Source organism: Flagellimonas sp. 389 (assembly GCF_018449435.1).
Lineage (GTDB): Bacteria > Bacteroidota > Bacteroidia > Flavobacteriales > Flavobacteriaceae > Flagellimonas.
This window is the reverse complement of sequence record NZ_JAHCMU010000013.1, coordinates 49,753-75,062: the sequence shown is the minus strand read 5'-3', so window position 1 is coordinate 75,062 and position 25,310 is coordinate 49,753. Positions and strand designations below refer to the sequence as shown.

Below are 25,310 nucleotides of genomic sequence, written 5' to 3'. Positions count from 1 at the left end.
GGGATTATTTCCATTGCTGTGGATTCGATTTCCACTGCAATAAGGTTTGTAGCTGAGATTCTTTTATATAATTGGTTTCTGAAGCCTGCTCAATTAGATGGTCATAATCCGAGAGCGTATGCAAGGCAACATGTTCTTTTTCAAAATTGGTTGTGGCCACGGGAAATCCATACGTAAATATTGCTATCATTCCCTTGACATTGGCTTGTTGTTCTTTTAAAGCCTTGACAGCATTCAGGCTACTTTTGCCCGTGCTTATCAAATCTTCTATAACAACTACATTCTGATTGGCCTCCAAATACCCTTCAATCTGATTTTGCCGTCCGTGGGATTTTGGTTCTGGCCTAACATAAATAAACGGAAGGCCCAGCGCTTCTGCAACCAGTACGCCAACTCCGATAGCTCCTGTTGCCACCCCTGCAATAACATCTGGTTTGCCATAAAGTATTTCAACTTGTCTTGCCATTTCCTCACGCACATAGTTTCTTATATCAGGATAAGAAAGTAGTACTCTGTTATCACAATAAATAGGAGATTTCCAACCAGAAGCCCAAGTAAAAGGATTTTCTGGTTCCAACTTAATTGCATTAATTTGCAGCAACAGTTCGGCAGTTTTTTTTGCAGTATCCTTGTTTAAAACCATTGCGCAAATGTATAAAGTTTTTGTTAATGAGTCCCCACTGATTTTAACAAATGAGCGACAAGATAATTCCAATGGAAATTTATTTTCGCTGGATGGTGATTCCATGATGATGGCCATTGACTCTTTAGCAAAAGGTAGACTTCAAGAAGCCTATATCTATCATCCCGATGAGGAAAAAATTCTTGATGTTTTTATGCATAAAATACCTGTGGTGGTAGCTGGTGGCGGATTCGTCACCAACCCCAAGGGCAAAGTGCTGTTTATCTACAGGAATGACAAATGGGACTTGCCTAAAGGAAAGGTAGACAAAGGAGAGTCCATTGAAAAAGCAGCTATACGAGAGGTAGAAGAGGAAACTGGTGTTCGGGATTTGATAATCGATAAGTTTTTGAAGACTACGTACCACGTTTTCAGAAGAAATGGCGAGTACAGATTAAAACAGGTACATTGGTTTGCAATGTCCACTACGTATAGCGGAAAATTGACCGGGCAAAAAGAAGAGGGAATCTTAGAAGTAAAATGGAAAGGTCCAAAGAAAGTGAAAAAGGCTTTGAAAAACTCCTACTTTAATATCAAGATTCTATTTGAAAATTGGCCAACTGAAGCAAAGCCTTAACTGATTCCCAACTATTTTTCAATACGGTACACGGGATAGTTCATGTAGGATTCTTCCTTGTGTTCTGACCTTTGGTACAGCCAGTCTAATTGAGCGTACCAATTTTCTGCGAATTCTTTGTCCAGTTTCTTTTTTGTGGTAAACATATTCCGCAATGTGGAGTCCTTTTGTAGCATTTGTAGTGCCACATCCTCAAAAACATAAGGTGAAAACCCTTCTTTTTGTTGGAGAACGGTATCAAAAAAATTCCAATTGAAAAAAGAATCAGCTGCCTGTGGTTCTAAAGTCTCCAAAATATATCTGATACCGGGTTGATCGGTGGGTATTAGGAAGTCACCAGCCCTAAAGGCAACTCTGCCTTGACTTTTTTTGACTTTTGTATTGGAATGCAGATAATGCCCTTCGTAAGGTGATTTTCGTGTTTCAAAATCAATAATTTTATATGCGCCAACAGTCATCGTTGTATCTTCTTCAATTTCAGAAAATTGGATGTTGTTTGCTTTTAACTTGTCCATCACCTTATGCCAACCTTTTTTGATGATATAAGCAGATGGAACTTTAATGGTATCCTTTGGGAAAAAGTAATTATAATAAACGGTTTTCTTGGTGAAAGGTCTATTCTTATTATATCTTAATCTTGTGAGCCCAGTTACTTCGCTATCAACAATTTCGGCTTCGAACCCTTTAAAGTTGAGTGTGGTGTTTTGAGTAGTGTCCACTTGCCAATTGAAATAGTACTTTGAAAGTTCCAAGTTTTTTTCCAATGAACTTTTCCGTACGGATTTTATTTTGTCATGGTTTTTTTCTGTGACTGAAATCACACTTTGCATCAATTGATACGTACCCTCAACCCTTTCATTATAGGGTTTGAGCATATGGGTTTCTACCATAAGGCCCAAAGTGTTCCATAAGGTTGTGTAGCCTGTTGAATATCTGGGATGGTCCATAAATTGGTCAAAGCCCATCTCTGGAGGCTTGTTAAAGACATTGACATATGGGGTAATATCCCACTTTTTTTTGCGTAACGATTCTTCTACATTGGGCATAAATTCCGTATGAAGATATTTACCCATTTCTCCACCTAGTTTGTTATGTTGCGTAAATAAATGGGTAAGGGTATATTGATAATCAGCTCCGTTGCTCACATGGTTGTCAATAAAAATATCTGGTTTTACCAAATGGAATATTTTGGAAAAAGTCTGGGCGTTTTTTGTATCCATTTTAATAAAGTCCCTGTTAAGGTCATAGTTTTGTGCATTTCCACGAAAACCGTATTCCAATGGACCATTTTGGTTTGCCCTGGTCGTTGAATTCCTCTGTAAAGCACCACCAACATTGTATATGGGTATCGTAACCAGAATTGTTTGTTTTGGGTGATCCAATTTTTTTAGTGCTAAATCGCGATAAAGAAGCATAGTGGCATCAATACCATCACTTTCTCCGGGATGTATACCATTGTTGATAAGAATGACAGTGTTTTCTTCCCTTACATTTTCAAAATTGAAATCTCCATTGGTATTAAAAGTGACTATGTGGAGAGGGAAACCACTGTCCGTGACACCAATGGTCTGTATATTTATTTCTGGAAAGTCTTTAGCAAGTTTTATGTAAAAAGCAATGGTCTCTTCGTAAGTAGGAGTTTCTGTTTGGTTGGATATTTCATAACAGGTCTGGTAAGAATCTACCGTATCTTCTGTTTTGGTTTCACATGAAGTGAAAAAAAGAAAAGCACATATAATAATAATGAGGTATTTCAATAGGAATGAATTTAAGGAACATTAGACAGTTAGAAAACCTTCGGCAGTGTAAAAATAAGTAATAAAATGATTTAGGATACCATATCGAGCCTATTCAGATCGGTAGGCTCGATTTTATAGATAGGCTTATTCTTGAAGTTTAAGTAATGTTGGCAGTTTAGTCTAAAGTCATTCCATTTTTGATAATCATATTGATCTATGGAAGAAGTAATGACATTGATAATAACCTTTTCTTTTAGTTCCAAAGCGATAAATTCGTCCAAAAATTCCCATCCATCCATAATGGGCATATTAATATCCAAAAAGATTACTTCTGGTAAGCGTGTGCCTTCCCGTATTCTTTTTCTTAAATCGTCTATGGCAACTTTCCCATTCTCAAAAGCCTGAATATCATTGCATACAGCTGTTGTTTTTAGCATTTTTTTAATGCCAAAAATAGTTATGGGGTCATCATCTATGATGTATATGCTGTTAACTTTATTCATTGAAAAAAATATTGAAAGTAGTGCCCTTGCCAACTTCACTTTTTAAGGATATATGCCCCCCCATGGCTTCAATTTGATTCTTTATGATATAAAGGCCCAGTCCTCGGGCATCTTTATTGTTATGGAAAGTTTTGTACATTCCAAATATTTTACCTCCATATCTTATTAAGTCTATTCCCAAACCATTATCAGAAATACGGAACAATACACCCTTATCCTGTTTTTCTGCACGTAATTCAATTTTTGGTTTTCTATTGGGGTCTTTGTATTTGACCGCATTGGTAAGTAGATTTAGAATAATACTTTCCAAATATGCGGGAACACACATTACAAATATACCCTTGGGAACAGCGTTGAGAACTTCTACCTTATTATTTTGTAGAAGTGCGGAAAGATTCTGTTGGACTTTAATGACACTTTCGTTGAGGTTTAAAGATTTTTTGTCCAGGTTAATATTAGTACTTATTTCCACTACTTCATTTAGGTTTTCGAGTGTCTCCAATAAGTTGTCGGAAGCATGTAACAACATTTCCATAATCCGCTCTTTCTCTTTTTCATCGATTTCTTTGACAAGAAAGTCTAAAAGCATTGAAAAGTTTGCGGTATGGGATCTAAGGTTATGGGAAACAATATGGGCGAAATTGACAAGTTTTTTATTTTGTACGGCAGTTATGTTTATCAAGTTTCTTAATTCATCCTCCTTTTGCTTTATATGGGTAATGTCCATGCTCATCCCAATAATACCATAAGCCTGTCCTTCTAAATTGATAAGTGGGATTTTAGAGGTTAGAAAGTTTGTGGTAGTACCATCCTTCTTAACGCATATAGTCTCTTTGCCTAAAATGGATTTAAAGGTTCGCATTACTTCAAGGTCTTCATCCCTTGAAATTTGGGCGACTTTCTCATCGTAAAAATCAAAGTCCGTTTTTCCTAATATCTCATTTGCACTTGCTCCTATGTATTCACATTCTGAACGGTTTACAAGAATTTTTCTAGATTCCTTGTCTTTTAAAAAGACATTTATCGGAAGATTTTCAATCAGTGTGGTGAGCAGTTGTTTACTCTCTTTGATTTTTGTTTCCGCAATCACTTGATCATGAATATCCTGAAAAGTTCCAAGCAATTTGGTTATTTTTCCATGTTCATAGATGGGTTTTCCACCTGCCATGACCCATCTTTCTTCTCCCGTTGCCGTTTGAATGATAAGCCTTTCGTTGAAAGCAATTCCATTTTGAAGTGCATTATGAAATAACATGGAAATCTTATTCCTGCTGTAACCTTGTTTGTAAAATTCAATACCTTCATTTACAGAAGGTTCAAAATCTTCATCAACATGGTGCATCCTTTTGGTAACATCGCACCAAACAAGTTTCTCTGTTTCAAGTGTATACTCCCAGCTACCAACTTTTGCTATTTCAGATTTAGCTTGGAGCATGGTCTTTATTCTTTCAAGCTCCAGTTCCTTTTCAACCTCCCCACTTATATCAGTTGTCTGTATTATGGTTCCAAGAATGTTTTCCTTTTCATCGAACCATGGGGCAAATGCACTTTCCAGCCACTGTGTATTTTCTTTTTTGTGCCGTAGCGTAGTTGTTCTATTTTTTAACAGACAATCCTTTAATTGCTCATGAGATTCGGTATTGTCGTCAAGAATAAGTTGAAAAATAGAAGCTCCCACAGCATCTTTGGCTTTCAAGTTGAAAATGGCCAACCAAGAATCTGAAAAATCAATGACCTCATGGTTTTTACCCACTAAAACAGTAGCTTTTGGCAATTGCTTTAAAAGATATTGTGTATGGGTCTTTTCGATTGTTTTCAATGCGCGGGGTTAGGTTAAGATGTTGGGGCGTATAAGAAATTTCACACTAAAATATAAGTATTCGCTCTTTTGAATTATTTATTGTTGTGAATACGCTAAAATCTGTTGTTTCTAGAGGGAAAGCATGTATCTACTATGCGTTCACCAAGGTAGAAATCAAGGATTTTTTAAGAAATTAGTTGTGTTGGAGTAGGTGATTTACGGTTTTACTACAACAGTATCTGGAACCAAACTGGTGTAATCACCGCCATTTCTAATGACTTCTCTCACTATAGAAGAACTGATGTATGATTTTCCCGAAGATGTCAATAAGAAAACAGTTTCAATTTCTGAAAGTTTTCTATTGGTATGGGCAATAGCCTTTTCAAATTCAAAATCCGCTGGGTTTCTCAGTCCTCTTAAAATGAAATCAGCATTTACCTTTTTACAAAAGTCGACCGTTAAGCCTTCATAGGTAACCACTTTTATTTTTGGTTCATCCTTGAAAGCTTCTTTTATGAATTGGGTTCGTTCCTCTAGGGAAAACATATATTTTTTATCGGCATTTATGCCAATTGAAATGATCAGTTCATCAAATAGCGTTATCCCTCTTTTTATGATATCAGAATGTCCAAGTGTTAATGGGTCAAAAGAACCTGGAAAAATAGCACGTCTCATAAAGCTGGAATTTATCTAAAAATAAGGGTTTTCTATCGTAATGCGTTTTCTATGGCACTGCCAAACAAATCTTTTAATGGTATTCCTGCCTTTTTCGCCTGTTGGGGCAGAATACTTTCTTCCGTTAGTCCAGGTGTGGTATTTACTTCCAAGAGATAAGGCTCGTCCCCAATAAATATAAATTCACTGCGTGTATAGCCTTTCAATCCTAGAGCGGTGTAGATGTATTTTGCTCTTTTGTCCACGTTATTTTTCTGGGTTTCAGAGATACGAGCTGGAGTAATTTCATTTGACTTTCCTTCGTATTTGGCTTCATAATCAAAAAAATCATTTTCTGTGACTATTTCTGTAATGGGCAGAACGATTACTTCGCCATTATAGGTAATTACTCCAACAGATACTTCGGTTCCATCTAAAAAAGATTCTATGATAACTTCATTGTCTTCGGCAAAGGCTTTTTCAATAGCTATATTTAAATCTTCTTTTTTGTGGACCTTGGATATGCCATAACTACTCCCGGCCCTATTGGCTTTTACAAAACAGGGAAGTCCCACTTTTTTTATGATTTTTTCTTCGTCTATGGTATCGCCAAGATTCAAGTAATACGATTCAGCACAAAGGATTCCATACGGTTTGAGCGTACTTAATAGATCTCTTTTGTTAAACGTGAGCGCCGCTTGGTAATGCTCACATGCCGTTTGAGGTATGTGCAACAATTCAAAATACGCCTGCATTAAACCGTCCTCTCCTGGAGTGCCGTGAATCGCATTGAAAACACAATCAAAATTGATTTTTTTACCAGAAATAAATACACTGAAATCTGACCTGTCAACGGGAAATCGTTCATCATTGTCACCCAGACATATCCATTCATCATTGGAGATAAGAATCCGGTAAGGGTTATAAAGATTTCTGTCCAAATATGAATGGACCACGGTACCGCTCTTTATTGAAATATCACGTTCACTTGAATAGCCACCCATGATGATGGCGATATTTTTTTTCATCAGCTTGTCGAATATCAAAGTGTCAAAGTAAAGAAAAAAGGACTGTCTTTCCTATATTTGCTTGGATAAGGAAATAAGCATGAAACATTTTTTAAGCTTTTTAAAGAGTAAAGTTTTCTTGATTCAGTTGGGATTGGCGTTGGTTGCTGTGGTAGTGCTCTGTTTTTTGGCATTGAAATGGCTCAAGGGTTCTACCAATCATGGAGAATTTGTTGAAGTTCCAGATTTTTCAAAGATGTCGGTTATGGAAATGCGCAAAGTAGTGGAACAAGAAGGGCTGCGCTATCAGGTGTTGGATTCTTCCAATTACAATCCGGAATATCCGAGATTTTCGATTCTTGAACAGAACCCTCCGGCCGGTAACAAGGTAAAATCCAATCGAAAAATATATTTTACCGTAAATCCATCGGGCTATAAAAAAGTTACCGTTCCAGATATCATTCAAGTTACCCAAAGAAATGCTACTTCAATGCTTAGGGCCGTAGGTTTGGATGTACAGCGCGTAACCTATATAGACGAGTTGGGAAAAGATATGGTTTACCGTATGAAGCATAAAGGTAAATATCTTAAACCAGGCGATAAATTGCCCAAGACCTCAAAAATAGAGTTGGTATGCGGTAATGGGACCATTACGGGAAGTGCACGTGTACAGGCAGATTCCAATTAGGCATGGATACTTCGGAAAACCAAGCACTTTCTCAGGACGAACTTTTTGAACATCACAGATTTACAGCTTCTAAAGGCCAAGAGCCCCTTAGGGTAGATAAGTTCTTGATGAACTTTATAGAAAATGCTACCCGAAATAAGATTCAACAAGCGGCAAAACAAGGTCATATCTGGGTAAATGACAAAATAGTCAAGCAGAATTATAAAGTAAAGGCTGGGGACGATGTAAAAGTCATGTTCGAACATCCTCCTTACGAATTTCTATTGACGCCTGAAGCGATTCCGTTGGATATCGTGCACGAAGACGAAGCTCTTTTGGTGGTCAATAAACCTGCTGGTATGGTGGTACATCCCGGACATGGAAATTATTCGGGAACATTGATCAATGCTCTGGTCCATCATTTTGATAATCTACCGAATAATAGCTCTGAACGACCTGGATTGGTACACCGAATCGATAAGGATACGTCTGGACTTTTGGTTATAGCCAAAACTGAAGCGGCAATGACCCATTTGGCAAAACAGTTTTTTGACAAGAGCAGCGAGCGGGAATATCTGGCATTGGTCTGGGGCAATGTTGCCGATGATGAGGGAACTGTGGAAGGACATCTTGCCAGAAACCCAAAGAACCGTTTGCAAATGATGGTCTTTCCGGAAGGTGACCAGGGGAAAGAAGCGATAACGCATTATAAGGTTGTGGAACGCCTAGGGTATGTTACATTGGTATCCTGCAAATTGGAAACGGGAAGAACCCACCAGATTCGAGTGCACATGAAGTATATAGGGCACACGCTTTTCAACGACGAACGCTATGGGGGCGATAAGATTTTGAAGGGAACGACTTTTACCAAGTACAAACAGTTTGTAGAAAATGCATTTAAAATCTTACCTAGACAGGCATTGCATGCCAAGACTTTGGGTTTTGAACATCCAAATACGGGAAAGTTTATGCGATTTGATTCCGAGTTGCCCCAAGATATGGCCGATTGCATAGAAAAATGGCGGGGTTACGCAAAGCATAACGAGCCATAGTTTTTAGCAATCCAAATATTGAGAACACCTTTTGTTGGATGGTGGAAAAAACCAAATTCCTAGTTATTTTTACGTAAAAGTAATTTTTATGAAAATTGTAATCTCTCCAGCAAAGTCGTTAGATTATGAAACGGCTATGCCAACATCTAAATTCAGTCAGCCGCAATTTTTGGAACAATCCAAAAAACTGAATACGATATTGGCGAAGAAAAAACCAAAGGCACTATCAGAGCTAATGTCCATTTCGGATAATTTAGCTCAACTTAATTGGGAGCGAAATCAACAATTTTCAACACCGTTTACCGTAGATAATGCAAGACCTGCGGTTTATGCATTCAATGGCGATGTCTATCAGGGGCTTGATGCGTATACCATTCCCGAAGAAAAGCTGGAAAAACTTCAAAATACACTTCGTATATTATCGGGCCTATATGGGATTTTGAAGCCTTTGGATTTGATGCAACCCTACCGGTTGGAAATGGGAACACAGCTAAAAGTTGGGCGCAAAAAAAACCTCTATGAATTCTGGAAAGACCAATTGACAGCGCACTTGAACTCTGAACTTGAAGATGGCGAACTGTTCATAAATTTAGCAAGCAACGAGTATTTTGGTGCTATAGATGAAAAAAAGTTAAAAGTTCCGGTGATTGCCCCAATTTTTAAAGATTGGAAAAACGACAAATTAAAAGTGATCAGTTTCTTTGCAAAAAAGGCCAGAGGCTCCATGGTACGCTACATTTTGGATACAAAGGCAAAAACGCTTGATGATGTAAAGGGTTTTGACCGTGATGATTATGTTTTTAGTGCAGAACATACCCTTAAGGAAAATCAGCCCGTATTTATTAGATAGGTTTAGGTTATAAATGTTAAGTTTGGGTTGATTGCATTGAATAGTAGTCTCGACTTTGAACCAAAAACGCTTTGACCATACGCATCCTTACGAGCCTTTTCTCTTTCCAGAGGCTACAAAGCTTATTGTAGGTACATTGCCACCACCTAGATTCACTACAAAAACGTTGAAAGAAGGTGATGTTGATTTTTGTTACGGCAGTAGAGACGGTCAGCTTTGGCCAATTTTAGATACGATTTTTGGATTGGGACTCAAGTTTGAAACTACCCATGAAGCCGTTGAACAGCGAAAAAACTTTTTGCGTAAGCGTAAAATAGGCATCTGTGATATTGTAGCGCGTGCCGAACGGGAAAAAGTAGATGCCTCTGATTTGGGAATGCAAAATGTTCAGCTTCGGGATTTGTTGGGATACCTAAAAAAATATCCGAATATAAAAACACTCTTGTTCACAGGTGGTAACAGTAAAAATGGACCGGAATATTTCTTTCGGAAGCAGTTAAAGGCAAATGGAATACCATTGGAAGTGGTATCAGCAGTGGTACCTCGAATACATCGGTTTGACTTATCTATTACTTCTGAAAAATCAAATAGCCAACGAGTCATAAAAACAATATCCTTGACTGCGCCATCCGGGGCAGCCAACCGAGCAGTTGGGAGTTTAGAAGATTATAAAGCCTTAAAAAAAAGCAATCCAAGTTTTACTACGTTTGATTATAGAGTACTGCAATACAAGGATTTTTTCTAAACATGTTTTGTTATGATTCGGTTAACACTTCTTCAAATTGTGAGGAAGTTAAAATAGCATAGGATATTAAGGTTTTATCACGATCTTTGATGCTTTGAGCTAAACCATTAAAACCCTTTCCAATGAGTAACTCTTTACTGCAAGAAAAACGACTGGATGAGTTTAAAAAGTCTATAACCAACAAATTCAATATCTATAACAGTCTATTCCTTTCGTTGCCCTATCGCAATATTCAGAATGTTGCCATGTTGGTGCCGCTGCTTCTTGAACAGTGCGAAAAAGGGCTGAAAGCTGGTAAAACCCCTCAAGATATTTTAGAAAAGTTTTTTGAAAACTACACTGATTTTGAAAGCGAACGGGAGCGTTTGGATTTCATGTTCAAGATAATTCAATATGTCGAAAGACAGGTGGTACTCTATGATAGTGTGGAGGATGCAGCATTTTCAAGATTACAGCAATATAGTAACTCCCTTTCCATAAAAGATTATTTTGATATGGTAGGGCAAGACAAGAATTGGGATAAAATAGCGAAAAAGTTGTCTACGTTCAGTGCACGAATAGTACTAACGGCACACCCAACACAGTTCTACACTCCCGCAATATTGAACATTATTTCGGAACTACAGTTGTTGATCAATGACAATAAGGTCAATGCTATTGATACCACGATGCAACAACTGGGTCTTACCTCATTGATAAACTTTAAAAAACCAACACCTTTAGACGAAGCAAAAAATATCATCTACATTCTTAGGCATAAATATTATGATGCCATTGGTGAACTTTTTCAGTACATAAAGACCAACATTGGCAATGAGGATTTCTCAAACTACGATATTATGAAACTTGGTTTTTGGCCGGGAGGGGATCGAGATGGAAACCCTTTTGTAACGGCCAAAATCACAAAGCAGGTAGCAGACGAACTACGGCTCACTTTAATGAAATGCTATTACAATGAGTTGAAAGAACTACGAAAAAAGATGACTTTTAAAGGACTTCAAGTAGTCTTGAACGATTTGAGCGATAAGTTGTACCGCGCCATGTTCGATGTAAACTTTACTGTCAGTTATTCGGAGATAATTACGGTTCTAAATAGTATCAAGGAGGATTTATTAACCAATTATCATGGATTGTATCTAAATGACTTGAACAAACTGATGGATAAGGTGCATATTTTTAAAACGCACTTTGCGACATTGGATATAAGACAGGATCATAGCAAACATTACCAAGTTGTAGAATCTGTACTTAAAAAACACGGGGCTATAAAGAATGGCCTGGATGAGTTGTCGGAAGATGAATTAATAAATTGGTTGCTTAAAAAAGAGGTATCGCTGAATCCAAACGATTTTGAGGAGGATATCGTTAAAGAGACCATTACTAATATCAAACAATTAAAAGGTATTCAAGATACCAATGGGGAAGACGGTTGCAATCGTTACATTATCAGTAATTCAGAGGACATTTTTTCTGTATTGTTCGTTTTTGGATTGTTTAGATGGTGCGGTTGGAACCAAGATGAGATTACTTTCGACATTGTACCACTTTTTGAAACAATGAAAGGTATGGATGCTGCGGAAGAAGTGATGCAAACGTTATTCGATAATCCTACATATCAAAAGCATTTGGAGTATAGAGGAAATGCACACACGATAATGCTCGGTTTTTCGGATGGTACAAAAGACGGTGGATACCTTAAAGCCAACTGGTCGATTTTAAAGACCAAAGAAGTTTTGAGCAAAGTCTGTAAAAGAAATGGCATAAAGGCCATCTTTTTTGATGGCAGGGGAGGGCCACCAGCAAGAGGTGGTGGAAAAACACACCGTTTCTATGCAGCACAGACCAAAGATGTTGCCAATCATGAAATACAACTTACCATTCAGGGCCAGACCATAACGAGTACCTATGGTACGAAGGTACAGTTCATACATAATTCGGAACAATTGCTTACAGCTGGTTTGAGTAATAATCTATACGGAAAAGAGCATGTGATTTCTGCTTCACAACGCAAGTTGATAGAAGAATTGTCCGAATTAAGTTTTACCAAGTACGACGCTTTAAAAAAGCATGAAAAATTCATTCCCTATTTGGAACATCGTAGTACATTAAAGTATTATACCAAAGCAAATATTGGGAGTAGACCTGGTAAACGGGGTAGTAAGAAACAATTGGAACTATCAGATCTAAGGGCAATTTCTTTTGTGGGTTCATGGAGCCAGTTAAAACAAAACGTACCAGGTTATTTTGGATTGGGAACTGCTATTTCCACGCTTAAGGAACAGGGTCGACTAAAAGAGGTAAAAAAGCTTTACAAAGATGTTCCTTTTTTTAGGGCATTAATGCACAACAGTATGATGTCATTGGCAAAGACCAACTTTGAGCTGACCAGCTACATGAAGCATGATAAGGAATATGGTGATTTCTGGACTATTTTGCATGATGAATATCAATTATCCAAAAGATTACTTTTGGAAATTTCTGGGCATAAAATCCTGATGGAAGACGAGGCGGTATCGCGAGAATCCGTTAAGATTCGTGAGAAGATAGTCTTACCCTTATTGGTGATTCAGCAAAATGCCTTGTACCATATCACACAAAATTCCGAATATAAAGCGCTTTATGAAAAAATTGTCACAAGATCTTTATACGGTAACATTAATGCGAGTAGGAATTCTGCCTGATTTTTTACGTTAAATTGGATAAAGTTTCAGAAAAAAAATATGTTTCAATTTTTTTCTCAAAGGCTTTTTTTGATTCTATCTGTTGGATGACCTTTTCAACCGATTTGTAAAACTTTGCTTTGGGTAAGGGCTTTATCAAAAAATCATTTACACCATATTCAAATGCTTTTACGGCAAAACGGCTCCATGTAGAATTTAAAATTATTGCTGAGTTAATCTCAACGTTGTCCATTAGTTCAAAGGCATCAACTTTTTCCATTAAAACATCTAAAAAGACAATGTCTATTTTATTGTCATAAATGGTCTTTATACCCTCATAAGGATCATTGTAACAACCTGCAAATTCTAACTGGGGATGATTTTTTACTAATACGCTTGTAGCTAAACATTGAATTGTTGAGTCGTCGATGACGATGGCCTTATATTTCATAGATAATAAGTAGTAGGTTAGTTTGGGCCAAAAATAGTTTGCCTACATAGTTATTTCATTATAAGTAAGTTGAGTAACCGATTTTTTAGATTAAAATGTAGTTTTTGAAATTTGGTCAGCTAAACCGTTTAGTTTGTCGATGTTAATTGCAGTTTAAAGAGCATCAATATGCTATGCTCATAATTAGTAAGGAGTACTTAAAATATTGAAAAACACTTTTATCCCATATGCCAACTGTCCAATTTTTAAATTCTCATTAGGACTATGTTGGTTGTTATCCGAATTTACCATTGGAACAATAAAAGCTGGCATTTGCAATTCATTGATAAAAGGAGCAATAGGTACGGTACCACCCATAATTCGAATGCGGACTACATCTTTTTTAAAAGTGTCTTGCAGGGTTTTGGTTAAAAAATCACCGTAAGGATTGTTGAGGTCTGTTCGAAACGCATCCGTAACACTTCCTTCGGTTACGGTAATGATATTATCTTGTGCCATACGCTCTTCTTTAGACGGAGTGTGGTCTAAAACAACATATCCCTGTTTTTTTATGTGGTCCTTGACCAGTTTTTTCAACCGTATTCCATCACTTTCGGGAACCAATCGTAAGTCGAGTTCTGCCGTAGCACTTTCAGGAATAATGGTACGTGCTTTTTTACCAATCCAACCAGAACCCAAACCTCTAATATTTAAAGAAGGATACTGCAGCGCTTCTTGATAAAAACCCCCTACCTTTTCTGCTGTTCTGAACTGTAATTTTTCAGATATGGCAGTGTCATTGTCCGGTACACTCTTAAGAACTTCCATTACTGTATCGTCTATAGCAATACCATCGTAATACCCGGGAATAAGCACCCGACCATCCTTATCCTTCATGGTTGCAAGCAATTGGGCCAATTGGAAACCAGGGTTTGGTGCGTAATTGCCATAGTGCCCACTGTGCTGTGGTTTTGCTGGGCCATGGGTTGTTAAGGTCATGGAAGTAATGCCACGGCAGCCATAAATCACGGTTGGATTACCCGATGAATGAACCGGACCATCATTTATGACCAGAAAATCAGCTTTTAAAAGTTCCCTGTATTGTTTTACCGCATCGGGCAAGGGTTTGCTTCCTTTTTCTTCTTCTCCATCTAAAATTACTTTAAGGTTAAATGGAATTTCCTTTCCATCTTCTTTAAGCAAATCAATTGCATTTAAGAGCATGACAATTGGTCCTTTGTCATCGGAAGTTGACCGACCAAAAAGGCGCCAATCGTAGTTAATATCGTCATCTAGGGCATCAAAGGATATAGCTTCAAAACCATTTTCAATTGGCTTTTTCAAAACAGTTTCGTACGGATCGGGTTGGTCCCATTTGGATGCATCTACGGACTGTCCATCAAAATGCATATAAATAAGCATGGTCGGTTTAGAATCCTCCATAGGTAAAGCAGCAAAAAACAGGGGCAGATTATCGGTTTCCAGTTCTGCTGTATTGAAGCCTCGCTCTCCAAACTTCTTTTTTAACCAAAGGATGTTGTCATCTATATCATCGGCATTTAAAGCATCGTTAGGGATGGCAACAAAATCTTTAAGTTCATTTATTGCATGCGCCACATGAGATTTAATGGCAGTGGAATCTTGAGAAAAAATCGAAAAACAGGAAATTGAAAAAAGTAAAAAGAATGACTTCTTCATGAAAGGGAGTTAGGTTTGTTTTGAAGTCTAATTTAGCGAATTCCCTTCACAAAACCACCAATGTTTTCAACTCCATTTTTAGTCAGGTGTTTTATAAATGCCGAACCGATTATAGCACCTTTGGCTCTTTTGGTAGCTTGGTCAAAAGTTTCTGAATTGCTAATACCAAAACCAACAATCTGGGGATTGTTCAAGTTCATTTCGGAGATTCTTTCAAAGTATTGTTCGGTATCGTCTGAAAATCCTTGCTTTGCTCCAGTTGTGCTGGCTGAACTCACCATATAAATAAAACCATCGGACGCAGCATCAATGGCCCTTATACGTTCATCACTCGTTTGTGGCGTTATTAAAAAGACATTGATCAAGCCATATTTTTTATAGATTTCCTCATATTCATTTTTATAGACATCTAAGGGAAGGTCTGGCATAATAAGCCCATCTATGCCTATTTCATGACATTTTTTGCAAAACGCCTCTACACCATATTGAAACATAGGATTAAAATAGCCCATTACAATCAATGGGATGGAGACGCTTTTTCGAATATCTTTTAACTGCTCAAAGAGTAGTTCGGTATGCATGCCGTTTTTAAGTGCTGCGGTAGAACTTTCCTGTATGGTAGGACCATCTGCCAAAGGGTCACTAAATGGGAGACCAATTTCAATCATATCCACCCCATGTTTTTCCAAATCCTGAATTACCTGTACAGTATCGCTTAGATCAGGATAACCTGCAGTGAAATATATGGACAGCAATTTTTTGTCTTCCTGTAGTTTGGTTTTTATTCTATTCATGTATCTAGTATTGAGATATTAGATGTTAGTATTAAGATGTGTAGAATTTGTTTTCATTTTAAAGCTATTTGTTAAAAATTCAAACGTTAATGTAAGTCTTTAGGTTTTGTTGTTTCATTTTATAAAAAAGATATAGGGTTAGTAGCTAAACCGACTACTCAATACTTACATCTCAGTACTAACTACTGCCATTTACAGTTTAAAATAATCAATATAGGTCTGTAAATCCTTGTCGCCCCTACCCGAAAGATTGAAGACTACGATATCATCTTTTTCAAATTTTTTATAATCAAAAATGGCGAAAGCATGTGAGGTTTCTATGGCAGGGATTATTCCTTCAAGTTGCGAAACTTCCAATCCTGCTGTCATAGCTTCATCATCGGTAATGGAAATGAATTCCCCACGTCCCGATTTAAATAAATGAGCATGCATAGGGCCGACTCCGGGGTAATCCAACCCTGCCGAAATGGAATAAGGTTCTGTGATTTGTCCATCATCGGTTTGCATGAGCAAGGTTTTGCTTCCGTGTATAATGCCCACTTTGCCCAAAGCTGAGGTGGCGGCACTTTCACCCGAATTTACTCCTTTCCCTGCTGCTTCTACGGCTATGATTCCTACTTCTGGAGTATCCAAATAATGATAGTAAGCTCCTGCGGCATTACTACCACCACCGACACATGCTACCACATAATCTGGATTTTCTTTTCCTTCTTTTTCCAATAACTGCATCTTGATTTCTTCGGAAATTACGGATTGGAACCGCGCTACCATATCTGGATATGGGTGGGGTCCAACAACCGAACCTATAATATAATGTGTATCGACCGGATTATTTATCCAATCTCGAATAGCTTCGTTGGTGGCATCTTTTAAGGTTCTACTGCCAGACAGTGCAGGCCTTACTTCTGCACCTAACATTTTCATTCGTGCTACGTTTGGAGCTTGGCGTGCAATATCGATTTCCCCCATGTACACCACGCATTCAATGCCCATTAAGGCGCAAACGGTAGCAGTGGCTACACCATGCTGCCCTGCTCCTGTTTCAGCAATGATTCTGTTTTTGCCCAACCTCTTTGCCATTAAAATCTGACCAATGGTATTATTGACTTTATGCGCACCGGTATGGCATAAGTCCTCTCGTTTCAGATAAATTTTGGTTTTGTATTTGGCGGATAGTCTTTCTGCAAAATAGAGCGGTGTAGGGCGACCTACATAATCTTTGAGCAATTGGTGGAATTCTTCTTTAAAAGAAGTTTCTTCCATGATACGAACGTAATTTTGACGAAGCTCTTCTGTATTGGGATAGAGCATTTCTGGAATGAACGCTCCTCCAAATTCTCCGTAATAGCCTTTTTCATTAGCATTGTAACTCATGAGTTGTTAGATTTAAGTTGAAAGTTATTGGATAACAACTTTTTGAATTTGTTTAGTCCTTGAATTTTTTTTAAGCCGGGTTTGGACTCAAATTTACTGTTTACATCAATGGCATAGCACATTTTGGATGCTGGACTATCTAGAAATAATCGAAGGGAATCCACTTGATCCAATCCAATACCTCCGCTTAAAAAGTAAGGTTTGGTGGATGGATATGCTGTTAGAATATTCCAGTTAAACGCATACCCGTTGCCTCCGGGCAGTTTTCCCTTGGTATCGAAAAGAAAATAATCACAGGTTTCCTCATACTCTGATAAAATCGAGAAATCGAAATCATTTTTGATGGAAAACACTTTGATTATTTCTAACTTGTTATTCCTAAATTGTTTTTGAATTTCATTGGGGTGAGATGCTGAATCGAGTTGAGCATGACGAAGCAATTTACAGAACTCTGGGGACTCATTGCCGTGTAATTGCACTCCATCCAGTTTATAGGTTTTTACTTTTTGAAGTACTTCTTCAATCGAAGCATCTACAAAAACTCCAATTCTTTTTATATTTTTTGGTATATCAGCTATGCCGCCACTATCATAAAAACGCGAAGAAGGTGACCAGAATATAAAGCCCAAATAATCCGGTTGCAACTTTGCAACTTCTTCTGGGTTGTATTTCATGCCACAAACTTTGAACTTCATGATTCCAATATTTTTATAAATTCAGTTGCATGTTGTCCAGGATTGTCCGTCTTCATAAAATTCTCACCAATTAAAAAGCCTTGATAACCATATTGTTTTAATTCTTGAATAGACTCGATTGAGCTAATACCGCTTTCCGATACTTTTACAAATTCATCTGGTATCAATTTTGAAAGATTTTTACTGGTCTCCAAGCTAACTTCGAAGGTTTTTAGGTTTCGGTTGTTTACCCCGAGCATGTCCAAACTTGGCATTATGGATTTGTGAAGTTCTTCTTCGTTATGTACTTCCAAAAGCACATCTAAATCTAATTTTTTAGCGGCTTCGGAGAGACTTTTGATTTCTGCTCTGGAAAGTACTGCAGCAATCAATAAAATTACATCGGCTCCATAGGCTTTGGCTTCCAAAATTTGGTATTCATCTATAATAAATTCTTTGCGCAATAATGGCATGGTAACTGCAGCTCTTGCGAGCACTAAATCATCCAAGGAGCCACCAAAATATTTGCCATCCGTCAATACGGACATTCCGCACACACCGCCATTTTCATATCCCGTAGCCACATCTTGAACATTCAGGTTTTGATTGATTACCAGTTTTGAAGGTGAACGCCTTTTGTGTTCAGCAATGATTCCTGAATTACTATTTCTCAACTTACTGGCTAAAGCAATGGTTTTTTGTTCTACAAGCACCGATTTTTCCAATTGGGAAACGGGAATCAAGGATTTTTTTAAATCTACCTCTTTGCGCTTATCGGCTATTATTTTATCTAGAATGTTCATTTTTTTGTCAGTTATAAGTTGTCAGTTATAAGTTGTCAGTTGTCAGTTGTCAGTTATCAGTTCTCGGTTGTTAGGTTTTGATTATTCGTCTTCGGTAAAGGGTTAGGTTTTTTTTGATTTTTAAATCTTTCGCTTTTACTTTCTGACCTCTGACCTCTGACCTCTGACCTCTGACCTCTGATTTCTAACGCTAAATTCAAATACAGGTACAAGTTCCAGTTCAATTTCTTTTGTTTCTTTTTTTTTAACTCCTAACTCCTAACTCCTAACTCCTAACTCCTACTGCTAATCTCTTGCAATTTCATCAATGCTTCCAATCCTTTTCTACCCAATAAAGATTCCTTTGCTTTTTCAAAACCTTCTTTTGGGGTTATGCCTTCAACCGTCGAAATAGCAACTCCAGCATTGGCACAGACTACATTGTTCTGGGCTTCTGTTCCCCTTCCGTTCAATATATTTAAAAATATCTGGGCCGATTCGGAAACGTCTTCGCCACCAGTTATTTCTTCTTTTAAAATAGATGTAACTCCAAAATCTGTAGGTGTCAACATGGCCTCCGATTCGTTGGAAATTGTTTTTGTAGCACCGGTTAACGAAATTTCATCATAACCATCCAAGGCATGGAGTACGGTAAAATTTTTATCCGTGTTTTGATATAGGTATCCGTACATTCTTGCTAGTTCCAAGTTAAAGACCCCGACCATTTGATTTTTAGGAAATGCTGGGTTTACCATAGGGCCAAGCATGTTAAAAAATGTTTTTACGGCAAGTTCCCTACGAATGGGCGCCACATTTTTCATTGCTGGATGGAACAATGGAGCATGCAATACGCAGATTCCCGCTTCATCGATTGATCTTTTCAGAAAATCTGCTTCATTGCTGAACTTGATACCAAGGAATTCCATAACATTACTGCTTCCACATTTTGACGAAACCCCATAATTACCATGCTTGGTCACCTTTATACCAGCTCCCGCCGTAACAAATGACGCCAATGTGGAAATATTGAAAGTATCTTTTCCATCGCCCCCTGTACCACAAAGATCTATAGGATTGTATTCCGATAAATCTATGGCCAAGCACAATTCTAAAAGTGCATCCCTAAAACCTTCCAATTCCTCTATGGTAATACTTCGCATCATATACACCGTGAGAAAAGCGGCAATTTGCGAAGTGTTGTAATCCCCTTTGGCAATGTTGACCAAAATCTGCTTGGCATCGCCTTTAGAGAGAATTTCGTGATTTATAAGTCTATTTAGTGTTTCTTTCATGTCTGACTAGATATGAGATTTGAGATATGAGTATTGAGATATGGATTTCGAAACTTTGCTTCTTGATACTTTTTTATATTTCATTGTTTTTATATTCTTTAAGCTATACTAACTGCTAACTGCTAACTGCTAACTGCTAACTGCTAACTGCTAACTGCTAACTGCTAACTACTGATTACTTATTTCCAAGCCAATTTTTAAGCATTTGTTTTCCTTCAGGGGTTAAAACAGACTCAGGGTGGAATTGTACTGCTGTTACGTCATAGCTTTTATGCCGTAGCGACATTACCTGTCCATTTTCATCGAATGAAGTAGCTTCCAAACTATCGGGTAAATCAGGGTGAACAACCCAAGAATGATAACGGCCTACCTCAATCTGGTCTGGCATACCTTCAAAAATGATATCTTTTTTAGTGATATTGATTTTTGTTGCGATTCCGTGATATACCTGTTCAAGATTTACCAATTTCCCTCCAAAGACTTCGCCTATGGCCTGTTGCCCTAGACAGACTCCAAAAATTCGCTTTGTAGGCGCATATTTTTTAATGATGCCCTTGAGCAATCCTGCCTCATCCGGAATTCCAGGTCCTGGTGACAAAATGATTTCTTCAAAATTGTCTACTTCGTCCAACGTCAATTGGTCGTTACGTTTTACGGTTACGTCACAATCCAAATCTTCTAAATAATGAACCAGATTGTAGGTGAAACTATCGTAATTATCTATCATTAATATTTTTCTTCCCATGCCTAGATAGTTTCTGCAATTTCGAGTGCTTTGGTCAAAGCACCTAGTTTATTGTAGGTTTCCTGTAATTCCATTTCTGGGTCTGATGCAGCTACTAGACCGGCTCCGGCTTGGTAATGCAATTGATGGTTTTTACTAAGAAACGTCCGGATCATAATGGCATGATTAAAGTTGCCCTCAAAATCCATAAAACCGATAGCGCCTCCGTAGTAAGCCCGACTTGTCTTCTCGTATTTCTCAATCAATTGCATGGCCATGTGTTTGGGTGCGCCACTTAAAGTTCCTGCGGGAAAAGTATCGGCCACAACCTTCATGGTCGTACTGTCTTCTTTTTTTCGTCCGGTAACTTTAGATACTAAATGAATTACATGTGAGAAATACTGTACTTCGCGATAGGTTTCCACGTTTACCGTATTTCCATTTCTACTAAGGTCGTTTCTGGCCAAATCTACCAGCATTACGTGCTCACTGTTTTCCTTGTCGTCCTGTGCCAATTTTTTGGCGAGCTCGGCATCTTGCTCATCATTTCCTGTTCTTTTATAAGTGCCAGCAATGGGATGTATCTCCGCTTTTCCATCTTTGACAATCAATTGGGCCTCTGGTGAACTTCCAAATATTTTAAAATCCCCGTAATCAAAATAAAATAGGTAAGGGGAGGGATTTACGGAGCGCAATGCCCTATATACATTGAATTCGTCTCCCTTAAAATCTTGGGAAAACCTTCGCGATAAGACCAATTGAAATACATCTCCACGTTTGCAGTGTTTTTTTGCCAGTGCCACGTGCTCTTTAAACTCTTCGTCTTTTAGATTGGATTTTGGTTCTCCTTCTTTGATGAAATTGTAGGAGGCAAAGTTCCTCACATTGAACAACTGTGCTATTTCATCTACGTTACTTTCACTTTCAAAACAGTGCGCAAAAAGATAGGCTTCATTTTTAAAGTGATTAATGGCTATAATGTTTTTGTATACGGCATAGTAAATATCCGGAATACTGATGGAATCTTCTTTTTTAGCAATGGCAACATCTTCAAAATAACGGACGGCATCATAAGACATATAACCAAACAATCCATTGTTTATAAACTTGAAGCCATTGTTCGAAGCTGAAAATTTTTGACCAAATTCGTGGATGATTTCAGTCACATCGGTATCTGATGAAATAGGGAATTCTTCTTTGTTACCGTCCGGAAATATTTGTGTAACCATTTCGTGCTCAACCTTGATTGAAGCTATGGGGTTGCAACAGATGTAGGAGAAACTATTATCGTTGGCGTGGTAGTCACTACTTTCCAAAAGAATACTATTTGGGAATTTATCCCTAATCTTTAGGTATACACTTACCGGAGTGATCGTATCGGCAAGTATTTTTTTGTAGTGTGTTTGAAGTTTATAGTTCATTTTTTTATTTCTATTTCCGTGTAGACGGAAATCTATTTTAGTTATTCAAAGAAATAAGTTAAATCTTCCCAATTAGGATTAAAGTCATTGATCAAGTTGATTTTCCAATTTCTATTCCATTTTTTGAGTTGTTTTTCTCTTCTAATAGCAGTCATTGGGAATGTGAATTTTTCATAGTAAACCAAAGTTTTTAAATTATACCTTCTGGCAAACTTACTTCCCATACCTCTTTTGTGTCTATACATACGTTTTTTCAAATCATTGGTATATCCTATATAAATAGTTCCCAGTTTTTTATTTGAAATTATGTAGATATAAAAACTCATTTTATTTAAAAGAATCTGATCTAAGGATTTCCACCTTCGTGGAAACGAAGGTAAAAAGCATTAAAACTAAAAAAGGCCTGTCGTGATGACAAGCCTCTATATGATTACAATGGGGACAGGTTCACGACATTCGACGTAAATTAATCCACCACCATGTATTTGTTGTTCTTATATTCATTAGGTCAAAGATAGAAAGGAAATTGAAACTTGCAAATTTGTTTTTTAAAAATCAATAAAATCAAAATCCCTTCTAAAAATGTTTGCAACGTATACACGTTATGTCATTCAACATGGACTGAATATGCCGTTGTATTTTTACTGCCATCACTAAGTTCATAAAGTTCTTCCCCATTTTTCCAAACTTTGGCAATTTCGACCCCTTCGCTGTTTTCTTCATAGCCAGCTGCATAAACATTCCCTTCTGAAGTATACACGGAATAGGCACGACCATTCCCGCTGGAAATGGTCAGATCATATAAGGATGCACCGTTCAACCAAATCTTGGCAACTCTTTCCCCTTGGTCATTATTGGCATAACCTGCAACATAGATGTCGTTTCCATTTGCAAAAAGTGTGTAGGCATTTGCACTGAACTGGTCATTGGAAAGGACATAGTGTTCCTCATCATTTCTCCACACTTTGGCAACGAGCGTATTGTCCTGATTTCTTTCGTATCCTGTTGCGTATACTTCGTTTCCTATGGCCGATACCGAGTATACTATGGAGTCAAAATCACCATTGGTCAAAATATAGAGTTCTACACCGTTTCGCCAGACTTTGCTTACCAGAACATCTTCTACGTTTTTTTCGTAGCCAACGGTGTACAAATCGCCAGAATCCATAAAAGAGGAATATGCCAATGCATCATTGCTGCCATCGGTCAATTGATAAAGGATATCCGCATTTCTCCAAACCTTGGCAATTTTTTTACCTTGGTCATTATCTTCATAACCAGTGGTGTACACGTCTGTTCCGTCCACAAAGACTGCTTTTGCCTTAGCATCTTTGGTGCCATCGGTAAAACTGTGTAAAACAGTTCCGTTTTTCCAAACTGTGGCGATTCGTTCCATACCGTTGTTGGTATAACCGGCAACATACGTGTCGTTATTGTCAACGTAAATAGAATTACCATTTGAGTCACTGTTATCAACCGTAAGATTTTCTCCTATTCCGTTTTTCCATAAGGATATAACATCGCCATCATCACCAACAACATAGACTTTTGGCCCTATGGTTACCAAACATTCTACGGACAGATTATCTATTGTCAAAGTAATTATTGCAGAACCATCCAGTCCATAAGATGTAAGGTTGCCTTGATGATCAACGGTTACTAAATCCTCATTACTGCTTTCCCATATTTGAGGGCCCATTTCTTCTGATTGGCTCTCTAGTGATGATACATTCAATTTTGCAGTATCGAATTTATCCATCTCCAATTCAGGTTGATCTAGTTCTAGCAGCGTAACTGGCCCTTCGATTACGGTTACGATACATATTGCACTGACATCGTTCACGGTAGCACTAATAATAGTTTCCCCAACTGATATGGGAATGATTTCACCATTCTCATCGACAGTGGCGACATTCTCATCACTACTTTCCCAAACAATGGTGTTCTCGCCGATATCCGAAATGACCTGAAGTGTTTCTTTGTAGGTTGGAAAAGAAAATAGGGTAAGACTTTGTTTGTTCAGTTCGAGCTCAAGTTTCTTTTCTGAAATTACTACAGTACAAACTGCTTTGGAATCCCTAACTTTTGAGGTCACTACGGCAGTTCCAATGGAAACACCCGTAACCATTCCGTTTGAATCCACCGAAGCAATCCCATTTTTGTTACTGGTCCATACGGCATTACTTTTATCGATGTTGGAAATAATGGTCAAGGTATCTGTTTCTCCAATGGAGATACCGATAACCGATTTGTTCAGTTTGATTTCTGGGATAATTTTTTCACTGTCTTCTTCACTACAAGACCCCAGTAGAAGTGTGAATGCCACAACAAAGTATGGCAAACAATTTTTTGCTATTCGTTTCATGGTAAAATTTTTAGTAGGATATTTTTGGGGCGGAAAATATTCTAGCATTAATAGGTGTTGTGAAGATACATATTTCACTAAAATAAACTAAGGAAATACCATGGAGTCAGAGAGATACGATTTTTTTAGGATAAGTAACTAGCCTCAAATTAAAAATCCCGCCTACATTGCTGCAAGACGGGATTTTCAAACACTAAACCAATGGTGATTACATCTGCAAATCGACCACTAAATCAAATTCATCATAAATGGTTTTGTCCCCTAAATTATCGAAGAAACTTCCGGAACCATATTTTACATCATAGTTTGTTCTGTCCACTTTTAACGTAGCGGTAGCCTTACTTCCATAAATGGAAACATCAAAAGTTACTGATTTGGTAATTCCTTTTATGGTCAAGTCACCAGTTACTTTGTATGCATTCTTCCCTGAAGCTTCAACAGTTGTAAATACCAATTTTGAGGTTGGATTGGAAGCCGTTGAGAAAAAATCATCGGAATGTAGGTGACCATCCAGTTTTTGCTTGTAATCTCCTTCTAGATCGGTCGTATTTATCGTGGTCATATCCACAACAAATTCACCACCGGTAAGCTTGTCACCATCAAATTCGAGAGCTCCGGATTTTAAATCAATAGTTCCGGTATGAGAACCGGTTACTTTGTAAGCTTTCCAAGTTACGGTGCTTTCGCTGGTTTTTACTTCTTTTTTCTCGCCATCAATTGGATTGGCAGTTGCAGTTACTCCAAAAACTGCTGTCAATGCTAAACTTAAAATTGTTTTTTTCATGATTGTGTTTAAATTTCTGTTTTAGTTCTTAATTG

General features: G+C 37.7%; 24 protein-coding genes. 6 read left to right on the top strand and 18 right to left on the bottom strand.

From position 1 onward, the window contains the following. Positions 1-4: 4 nt before the first annotated feature. Entirely contained in the window at positions 5-643 is a 639-nt protein-coding gene (pyrE, locus tag KIM67_RS12390) for an orotate phosphoribosyltransferase (RefSeq protein WP_213831788.1), read from the bottom strand. A 7-nt stretch (positions 644-650) separates the two neighbouring features. Here pyrE and KIM67_RS12385 point away from each other — a divergent pair, with 7 nt between their 5' ends. Further along, a complete protein-coding gene (locus KIM67_RS12385; protein ID WP_213831787.1) occupies positions 651-1,259 on the top strand; it encodes an NUDIX hydrolase in 609 nt (202 codons plus the stop codon). Between the two features lie 11 nt (positions 1,260-1,270). Here the strand turns inward: KIM67_RS12385 and KIM67_RS12380 are convergent, their stop codons facing one another. From KIM67_RS12380 to KIM67_RS12360, 5 genes are all read right to left on the bottom strand, one after another. Next, a complete protein-coding gene (locus KIM67_RS12380) occupies positions 1,271-3,016 on the bottom strand; it encodes a M14 family metallopeptidase (RefSeq protein WP_213831785.1) in 1,746 nt (581 codons plus the stop codon). Between the two features lie 71 nt (positions 3,017-3,087). Continuing rightward, complete coding sequence (locus KIM67_RS12375) at positions 3,088-3,501, bottom strand: two-component system response regulator (protein WP_213831783.1); 414 nt, start codon at positions 3,499-3,501, stop codon at positions 3,088-3,090. Beyond that, on the bottom strand, positions 3,494-5,320 hold the full coding sequence (locus KIM67_RS12370; RefSeq protein WP_213831781.1) for a PAS domain-containing protein: 1,827 nt from the start codon (positions 5,318-5,320) through the stop codon (positions 3,494-3,496). The genes KIM67_RS12375 and KIM67_RS12370 overlap by 8 nt, the downstream gene beginning before the upstream one ends. A 198-nt stretch (positions 5,321-5,518) precedes the next feature. Further along, positions 5,519-5,977 carry a pantetheine-phosphate adenylyltransferase gene (coaD, locus tag KIM67_RS12365; RefSeq protein ID WP_163416127.1) on the bottom strand — a complete coding sequence of 153 codons (459 nt, stop codon included), beginning with the start codon at positions 5,975-5,977 and terminating at the stop codon, positions 5,519-5,521. A 32-nt stretch (positions 5,978-6,009) separates the two neighbouring features. After that, positions 6,010-6,984, bottom strand: a complete 975-nt coding sequence (locus KIM67_RS12360; protein ID WP_213831780.1) for a D-alanine--D-alanine ligase — start codon at positions 6,982-6,984, stop codon at positions 6,010-6,012. A 79-nt stretch (positions 6,985-7,063) separates the two neighbouring features. Here KIM67_RS12360 and KIM67_RS12355 point away from each other — a divergent pair, with 79 nt between their 5' ends. The 5 genes from KIM67_RS12355 (at position 7,064) to KIM67_RS12335 (ending at position 12,958) form a co-directional block, all read left to right on the top strand. After that, positions 7,064-7,651: a PASTA domain-containing protein gene (locus tag KIM67_RS12355; RefSeq protein WP_163416124.1), complete on the top strand. Its 588-nt coding sequence runs from the start codon at positions 7,064-7,066 to the stop codon at positions 7,649-7,651. 2 nt (positions 7,652-7,653) lie between these two features. Further along, entirely contained in the window at positions 7,654-8,682 is a 1,029-nt protein-coding gene (locus tag KIM67_RS12350) for an RluA family pseudouridine synthase (RefSeq protein WP_213831778.1), read from the top strand. 88 nt (positions 8,683-8,770) lie between these two features. After that, positions 8,771-9,532, top strand: a complete 762-nt coding sequence (gene yaaA, locus KIM67_RS12345) for a peroxide stress protein YaaA (protein ID WP_213831776.1) — start codon at positions 8,771-8,773, stop codon at positions 9,530-9,532. Positions 9,533-9,587: 55 nt separating this feature from the next. Then, positions 9,588-10,277, top strand: a complete 690-nt coding sequence (locus KIM67_RS12340; RefSeq protein WP_213831775.1) for a uracil-DNA glycosylase family protein — start codon at positions 9,588-9,590, stop codon at positions 10,275-10,277. A 122-nt stretch (positions 10,278-10,399) separates the two neighbouring features. Further along, entirely contained in the window at positions 10,400-12,958 is a 2,559-nt protein-coding gene (locus KIM67_RS12335) for a phosphoenolpyruvate carboxylase (RefSeq protein ID WP_213831773.1), read from the top strand. A 4-nt stretch (positions 12,959-12,962) separates the two neighbouring features. Here the strand turns inward: KIM67_RS12335 and KIM67_RS12330 are convergent, their stop codons facing one another. The 12 genes from KIM67_RS12330 to KIM67_RS12275 all read right to left on the bottom strand — a co-directional run bounded on the left by KIM67_RS12330 (position 12,963) and on the right by KIM67_RS12275 (position 25,275). After that, positions 12,963-13,388, bottom strand: coding sequence for a LytTR family DNA-binding domain-containing protein (locus KIM67_RS12330; protein ID WP_213831772.1), 426 nt, complete (start codon positions 13,386-13,388; stop codon positions 12,963-12,965). 183 nt (positions 13,389-13,571) lie between these two features. Beyond that, complete coding sequence (locus KIM67_RS12325) at positions 13,572-15,065, bottom strand: M20/M25/M40 family metallo-hydrolase (RefSeq protein ID WP_213831770.1); 1,494 nt, start codon at positions 15,063-15,065, stop codon at positions 13,572-13,574. A 32-nt stretch (positions 15,066-15,097) separates the two neighbouring features. Then, positions 15,098-15,859, bottom strand: a complete 762-nt coding sequence (gene trpA / locus KIM67_RS12320; RefSeq protein ID WP_213831768.1) for a tryptophan synthase subunit alpha — start codon at positions 15,857-15,859, stop codon at positions 15,098-15,100. Positions 15,860-16,051: 192 nt separating this feature from the next. Next, entirely contained in the window at positions 16,052-17,233 is a 1,182-nt protein-coding gene (gene trpB / locus KIM67_RS12315) for a tryptophan synthase subunit beta (protein WP_213831765.1), read from the bottom strand. Further along, entirely contained in the window at positions 17,230-17,928 is a 699-nt protein-coding gene (locus tag KIM67_RS12310; RefSeq protein ID WP_213831764.1) for a phosphoribosylanthranilate isomerase, read from the bottom strand. Before KIM67_RS12310 ends, trpB begins: the two co-directional genes overlap by 4 nt. Continuing rightward, positions 17,925-18,710 carry an indole-3-glycerol phosphate synthase TrpC gene (trpC, locus tag KIM67_RS12305; RefSeq protein WP_213831762.1) on the bottom strand — a complete coding sequence of 262 codons (786 nt, stop codon included), beginning with the start codon at positions 18,708-18,710 and terminating at the stop codon, positions 17,925-17,927. The genes KIM67_RS12310 and trpC overlap by 4 nt, the downstream gene beginning before the upstream one ends. A gap of 272 nt (positions 18,711-18,982) precedes the next feature. Further along, entirely contained in the window at positions 18,983-19,981 is a 999-nt protein-coding gene (trpD, locus tag KIM67_RS12300) for an anthranilate phosphoribosyltransferase (RefSeq protein WP_213831760.1), read from the bottom strand. A 175-nt stretch (positions 19,982-20,156) separates the two neighbouring features. Then, entirely contained in the window at positions 20,157-20,726 is a 570-nt protein-coding gene (locus KIM67_RS12295; RefSeq protein WP_213831759.1) for an aminodeoxychorismate/anthranilate synthase component II, read from the bottom strand. A 2-nt stretch (positions 20,727-20,728) separates the two neighbouring features. Then, complete coding sequence (locus tag KIM67_RS12290; RefSeq protein ID WP_213831757.1) at positions 20,729-22,126, bottom strand: anthranilate synthase component I family protein; 1,398 nt, start codon at positions 22,124-22,126, stop codon at positions 20,729-20,731. 41 nt (positions 22,127-22,167) lie between these two features. Then, positions 22,168-22,452: a GIY-YIG nuclease family protein gene (locus KIM67_RS12285; protein WP_213831751.1), complete on the bottom strand. Its 285-nt coding sequence runs from the start codon at positions 22,450-22,452 to the stop codon at positions 22,168-22,170. A 281-nt stretch (positions 22,453-22,733) separates the two neighbouring features. Continuing rightward, the gene (locus KIM67_RS12280; RefSeq protein WP_213831749.1) at positions 22,734-24,491 is read right to left on the bottom strand and encodes an Ig-like domain-containing protein; all 1,758 of its coding nucleotides are present in this window, start codon (positions 24,489-24,491) and stop codon (positions 22,734-22,736) included. A gap of 208 nt (positions 24,492-24,699) precedes the next feature. Then, positions 24,700-25,275, bottom strand: coding sequence for a YceI family protein (locus tag KIM67_RS12275; protein ID WP_213831747.1), 576 nt, complete (start codon positions 25,273-25,275; stop codon positions 24,700-24,702). Positions 25,276-25,310: the final 35 nt, after the last annotated feature.

Coding starts and splice junctions, on each gene's coding strand:
- trpA (WP_213831768.1), bottom strand. CDS start 15,859: ATGAATAGAATAAAAACCAAACTACAGGAAGACAAAAAATTGCTGTCC.
- KIM67_RS12355 (WP_163416124.1), top strand. CDS start 7,064: ATGAAACATTTTTTAAGCTTTTTAAAGAGTAAAGTTTTCTTGATTCAG.
- KIM67_RS12335 (WP_213831773.1), top strand. CDS start 10,400: ATGAGTAACTCTTTACTGCAAGAAAAACGACTGGATGAGTTTAAAAAG.
- KIM67_RS12330 (WP_213831772.1), bottom strand. CDS start 13,388: ATGAAATATAAGGCCATCGTCATCGACGACTCAACAATTCAATGTTTA.
- KIM67_RS12285 (WP_213831751.1), bottom strand. CDS start 22,452: ATGAGTTTTTATATCTACATAATTTCAAATAAAAAACTGGGAACTATT.
- KIM67_RS12385 (WP_213831787.1), top strand. CDS start 651: ATGTATAAAGTTTTTGTTAATGAGTCCCCACTGATTTTAACAAATGAG.
- trpB (WP_213831765.1), bottom strand. CDS start 17,233: ATGAGTTACAATGCTAATGAAAAAGGCTATTACGGAGAATTTGGAGGA.
- pyrE (WP_213831788.1), bottom strand. CDS start 643: ATGGTTTTAAACAAGGATACTGCAAAAAAAACTGCCGAACTGTTGCTG.
- KIM67_RS12325 (WP_213831770.1), bottom strand. CDS start 15,065: ATGAAGAAGTCATTCTTTTTACTTTTTTCAATTTCCTGTTTTTCGATT.
- KIM67_RS12280 (WP_213831749.1), bottom strand. CDS start 24,491: ATGAAACGAATAGCAAAAAATTGTTTGCCATACTTTGTTGTGGCATTC.
- KIM67_RS12295 (WP_213831759.1), bottom strand. CDS start 20,726: ATGGGAAGAAAAATATTAATGATAGATAATTACGATAGTTTCACCTAC.
- KIM67_RS12375 (WP_213831783.1), bottom strand. CDS start 3,501: ATGAATAAAGTTAACAGCATATACATCATAGATGATGACCCCATAACT.
- KIM67_RS12290 (WP_213831757.1), bottom strand. CDS start 22,126: ATGAACTATAAACTTCAAACACACTACAAAAAAATACTTGCCGATACG.
- KIM67_RS12275 (WP_213831747.1), bottom strand. CDS start 25,275: ATGAAAAAAACAATTTTAAGTTTAGCATTGACAGCAGTTTTTGGAGTA.
- trpC (WP_213831762.1), bottom strand. CDS start 18,710: ATGAACATTCTAGATAAAATAATAGCCGATAAGCGCAAAGAGGTAGAT.
- yaaA (WP_213831776.1), top strand. CDS start 8,771: ATGAAAATTGTAATCTCTCCAGCAAAGTCGTTAGATTATGAAACGGCT.
- KIM67_RS12310 (WP_213831764.1), bottom strand. CDS start 17,928: ATGAAGTTCAAAGTTTGTGGCATGAAATACAACCCAGAAGAAGTTGCA.
- KIM67_RS12350 (WP_213831778.1), top strand. CDS start 7,654: ATGGATACTTCGGAAAACCAAGCACTTTCTCAGGACGAACTTTTTGAA.
- trpD (WP_213831760.1), bottom strand. CDS start 19,981: ATGAAAGAAACACTAAATAGACTTATAAATCACGAAATTCTCTCTAAA.
- coaD (WP_163416127.1), bottom strand. CDS start 5,977: ATGAGACGTGCTATTTTTCCAGGTTCTTTTGACCCATTAACACTTGGA.
- KIM67_RS12360 (WP_213831780.1), bottom strand. CDS start 6,984: ATGAAAAAAAATATCGCCATCATCATGGGTGGCTATTCAAGTGAACGT.